Annotated in this window: 5 protein-coding genes; all 5 read left to right on the plus strand. The window is 64.7% G+C overall.

Translation table 11 applies throughout. The features are described 5' to 3' along the window. Positions 1 to 357 (plus strand): LysR substrate-binding domain-containing protein (locus IVB32_RS36470; protein WP_247412961.1); only part of this gene is annotated, 357 nt, incomplete at its 5' end. Positions 358 to 400: 43 nt separating this feature from the next. Beyond that, positions 401 to 877 carry a MarR family transcriptional regulator gene (locus IVB32_RS36475; RefSeq protein WP_085352402.1) on the plus strand — a complete coding sequence of 159 codons (477 nt, stop codon included), beginning with the start codon at positions 401 to 403 and terminating at the stop codon, positions 875 to 877. A 46-nt stretch (positions 878 to 923) separates the two neighbouring features. Then, positions 924 to 2,633, plus strand: a complete 1,710-nt coding sequence (locus IVB32_RS36480; protein WP_247404324.1) for an FAD-dependent oxidoreductase — start codon at positions 924 to 926, stop codon at positions 2,631 to 2,633. A gap of 89 nt (positions 2,634 to 2,722) precedes the next feature. Beyond that, complete coding sequence (locus IVB32_RS36485; protein ID WP_085352450.1) at positions 2,723 to 4,048, plus strand: MFS transporter; 1,326 nt, start codon at positions 2,723 to 2,725, stop codon at positions 4,046 to 4,048. Positions 4,049 to 4,083: 35 nt separating this feature from the next. After that, positions 4,084 to 4,779, plus strand: a 696-nt coding sequence (locus IVB32_RS36490) for an aldehyde dehydrogenase family protein (RefSeq protein WP_247412962.1), incomplete at its 3' end; no start/stop codon positions are given.

The raw sequence follows: 4,779 nt of genomic DNA on the forward strand, positions 1-4,779 counted from the left end.
ATGCTGATCTACAATCTCGCCAACGATCCCTATTCGCTGCGCCTGCGCAAGGGCAATGGCGCGCAGACTGTTCGCATCACGTCGACGCTCGACAGCAATGACGGCCAGGTCATCCGCGGCGCCGCGCTGGCGGGGCTCGGCATCCTCATCCAGCCGCTCTATATCGTGCAAAGCGACATCGCGGCGGGCCGCCTCGTCCCCGTTCTGATGGACTGGGAGCTGCCGCTGCTGACGATGAACATCGCCTACCAGAACCGTGCCGGACTGCCTGCCAAGATCAGGGTCTTTTCCGACTTCCTGGTCACCCACATCCGCGAGCATTCGCAGCCGGGGATCTGGATCGACGCGGCGAAGTGAGCGACATTTTCGAATTCAGGCGGCTTTGTAGAAGGCACATCCATTGAAAGCCAGGACATCCGGCACCGCATGGCGGCATGCCAACATCGGTCGGCTGCTCAACAACGCGGTGCGGCGCTTCGAAGGTCGTGTGCTCGAACTGATGAGCGAGAAGGGGCATGGCGAAACGAGGATCGCGCATGTCGGCCTCACACGTAATCTCGACGTGGAGGGGACCAGACTGACGGAGCTCGCCCGCCGCGCCTCCATGAGCAAGCAGGCGATGGGCGAGCTGGTCGATCAATGCGCCGAGCTCGGCCTGGTCGATCGGATCGCCGATCCGACCGATCGGCGCGCGCGCATCGTCATGTTCACGCCGGCCGGGCGCAAATGGCTCGATGCGTTCCGCGACGCCGTCGACGTTGCCGAGCAGGAGATGCGCGCCGAGCTCGGCAAGGCCACGATGGACGCGATCCTGAAGGGACTGGCGGTCTATGGCGCGACGTTCGATACGCTCGATACGCTCGACGACGCCAAGTAGTCAGGCTACTTGACGATATCGTCAGGCGACCTTACCATGCGGAATAATGCTGGTAGGGAGAAGCGCCTTGGAAACATGTCTGACGGCCTCGGTGCTCATCGTGGGTGGGGGGCCCTGCGGCCTGATGCTCGCCAACGAGCTCGGCCGGCGCGGCGTGTCCGCGATCCTGGTCGATGAAAAGCCGGGCACAGCATTCAATCCGCAAGCCAATGCGACGCAAGCGCGCTCGATGGAGCACTATCGGCGGCTGGGTTTTGCCGACGAGATCCGACGCGAAGGTCTGCCTGCGGATTACCCGACCGACGTTGCGTATTTCACGCGCTACACCGGTTACGAGCTGGCCCGATTTCAGTTGCCGTCATCGTCACGCGCGGGCGAGCTCGTCAAGGGCATGTCGGGCTCCTGGAGCGCCGCCGAGCTGCCGCATCGGGTCTCGCAAAAATACGTCGAGGCGGTGCTGCGCCGCCACGCCGAACGGCTTCCCGGAATACGGCTCAGCTACGGTCATCGTCTGATCAGCTACGTCGAGAGCGATGACGGCGTTATCGCCGAGATCGAATGTCTCGATGACAATAGCCGCTTTCAGGTCCGGGCCGACTTCCTGGTCGGAGCCGACGGGCCGCGCTCGATGGTCCGGCAATCGCTCGGGATCGTCTACGGCGGCGAAACCGGAACGCAGCGCGATTTCATGGGCGGCCGCATGCTGGCGGTCTATCTCCGTTCGCCTGGCTTCTACGCGAGCATCCCGCATGCCAAGGCGTGGATGTACAATTGCTTCAACGGCGACCGCCGCGCCTTCATGGCATCGGTGAATGGGCGCGACGAATTTGCGTTTCACACGCAGCTTCGGCCCGGCGAAGACGAGAGTGCGATCACAATCAACGAGGCCAAAGCAGCGTTCCAGCGTGCTTGCGGCGCGCCGATCGACTGCGAAGTGCTGTCATTCGTGACCTGGACCGCCGGCCACGCGCTGGTCGCAAACGGAATGCAGCGGGGCAGAGTGTTCCTCGGCGGCGACGCGGCGCATCTGTTCACGCCGACCGGAGGCCTTGGCTACAACACCGCGATCGAGGATGCGGTCAACCTCGGCTGGAAGCTCGCAAGCGTCATCAATGGTGTGAGCCCGGCGGAGCTGCTCGACAGCTACGAGGTCGAGCGGCGTCCGGTGGCGCTGCGCAACACCGATTATGCGCGTCGCTTTGCCGACTCGCTCGGTCTGTTCGCGCCTGCGCCTGACATCGAGGACGCCACCGAGGCCGGCGACGAGGCGCGGCGGACGGCGGGCGTCTATCTCGAACAGCACGCCCGCGCGGAATTCAACATTCCCGGCGTCACCTTCGGTGGGCGCTACGACGGCTCGCCGATCATCGTCTCCGACGGCAGCCAGCCGCCGCCCGATGCCGCGAACGTCTACGTTCCGAGCGCCTGTCCCGGCGGCCGCGCCCCGCATACGTGGTTGGAGGACGGCGTCTCGCTGTACGACCTGTTCGGGTTCGAGTGGACGCTGCTCCAGTTCGGCGAGGTCATGACCTCTCATGCGTCAGTCGTCGAGACCATCCGTGCGATCGGGGTCGATGTGAAACTCGTCACGCTGCCGAAATCCCTGCGCGATCTCTATGAGGCGGATGTGGCTTTGATACGCCCCGACCAGATCGTGGCTTGGCGCGGCAGCGCGTCACAGGCTGGTACGATCGGGCGCGTCCTTGCCCGAGCACTCGGACACAACGCGAGCGACGGCGCACGGCTGGCAAGCTGATCGACTCTCGCCGTTGCATCCGACCAGCGGCTGCGGCGGCCAATAACAACAAGACAACAAAACGACAAATGACACCGGAGGAGGAAACCGTGACGACAAGAGCATTGGAGCACTACGACGACCATGCCGCCGCCGGCGCCACTGCCGAGCAGACGGCGAGCAGCCGCCGGCGTATCCTGATCGCCGGCACCATCGGCACCGCGATCGAATGGTACGACTTCTTCATCTACGGCCTGATCGCGCCGCTGGTGTTCGATCAATTGTTCTTTCCGAAGTTCGACCAGCTCACGGCGACGATTGCGGTGTTCGCGACGTTTGCCGTCGGATTTTTGGCGCGTCCGCTCGGCGGGCTTGTATTCGGCCATTTCGGTGACCGTCTCGGCCGAAAGTCCGTCTTGCTGTGTACGCTGCTCATGATGGGACTTGCGACCATGTCGATCGGGCTGTTGCCGACCTACGCCAGTGCAGGCGTGGCTGCGACCGTCGCGCTCGTGGCGTTGCGCTTCGTTCAGGGGTTTGCGCTCGGCGGCGAGTCGACCGCGGCGATCCTTATGGCGATCGAGACGGCGCCCGGGCACCGGCGCGGCTTCTCGGCCGCGGTGATCCAGGCCGCAGGACCCGTCGGTGTCGTGCTCGCCTCGTTTGCGGCGCTCACGATCGCGCGGCTGCCGGAAGCGGACCTGCTGTCATGGGGCTGGCGCGTGCCGTTCCTGATCAGCGCGGTTCTGGTCGCGCTCGGCGTCTATATGCGCCTGCGCATCGAGGAGAGCGCGACATTCCGAAAGGCGAAGGTGACGGAAGCAGCGCCTGTGGTCGAAGCGCTGCGGGAACATTGGCGGCCGATCCTCATCGTATTCTTCGCCGAGATGGCGCAGACGTCCTATTTCTATCTGACAGCCATCTTCACCATCTCCTTCGCGACCCGTCAGCTCGGCGTCCAGAAAGACGTCATCACGCAGGCCGTGCTGTTCGCCAATCTCGTCGGGCTCGTTGCGATGCCACTCATCGGAGCCTGGTCCGACCGTATCGGACGAAAGCGTCTGTTCTTGGCCGGCGTGGTGCTTGCAGCCATCTCGATGTTTGCATTCTACGGTGTGGTCGCGAGCCGCGACACGGTGCTGGTGACGGGCGCGGTGATCCTCGCCGCGGGGGTGATCCATCCGCTGATGTTCGGCAGCGAAGGAAGCTATTTTCCGGAATTGTTTCCGACCCGCATTCGCTTCACCGGCGTGTCGATCGGAAAGCAGCTCGGGACGGTGCTCGGCGGCGGCATTGCGCCGCTGGTCGCCACCAGCCTGTTTGCGCAGACGGGCTCCACCTACGCGATCACAGGATACTACGTTGCGCTCGCGCTCGCGGCGATGATTGCGCTCGGCTTTGCGCGTGAAACCGGAAAATCGCGGCTGCTCGGCTAGAGCGAGCGCCATTATCAACCCCAGGGAGGTTTTTCATGGACGTCAGTCTTCTCATCAACGGGCAGGATCAGGCCGCTTCCAGCGGCAAGGTGTTCGAGCGGCGCAATCCGCTGTCGCAGGAGGTCGCAAGCCGCGCGGCCGCCGCGACCGCTTCCGATGCCGACGCCGCGGTGGCGGCGGCCTCCGCCGCGTTTGCCGCATGGTCGGCGCTCGGCCCGAATGCGAGGCGAGCCCTGTTGCTGAAGGCCGCAGATGCGCTTGAGGCCAAGCGCCACGCCTTCGTCCGGATCATGATGGCCGAGATCGGCACGACGGAGATCTGGTCGGCCTTCAACGTCAAGCTCGCGACCGGCATGCTGCGCGAAGCGGCGTCGCTCACCACGCAGATCGCCGGCGAGGTGATCCCGTCGGACAAGCCGGGATGCCTCGCGATGTCCATTCGACAGCCCGCCGGCGTGTGCCTCGGCATCGCCCCGTGGAATGCGCCGATCATTCTCGGCGTTCGCGCCGTGGCGACGGCGCTCGCCTGCGGCAATTCCGTCGTGCTCAAGGCCTCCGAGATATGCCCGGGGACGCACCGGTTGATCGGCGAGGTCTTCAAGGACGCAGGCTTTCCGCCCGGTGTCGTAAATGTTCTGACCAACGCACCGGCCGATGCGCCCGCTCTGGTCGAGCGCCTGATCGCCAATCCGGCCGTGCGGCGGATCAATTTCACCGGCTCGACCCGCGTC

The sequence above is a fragment of the Bradyrhizobium sp. 23 genome (assembly GCF_023073295.1).
GTDB classification, from domain to species: domain Bacteria; phylum Pseudomonadota; class Alphaproteobacteria; order Rhizobiales; family Xanthobacteraceae; genus Bradyrhizobium; species Bradyrhizobium canariense_D.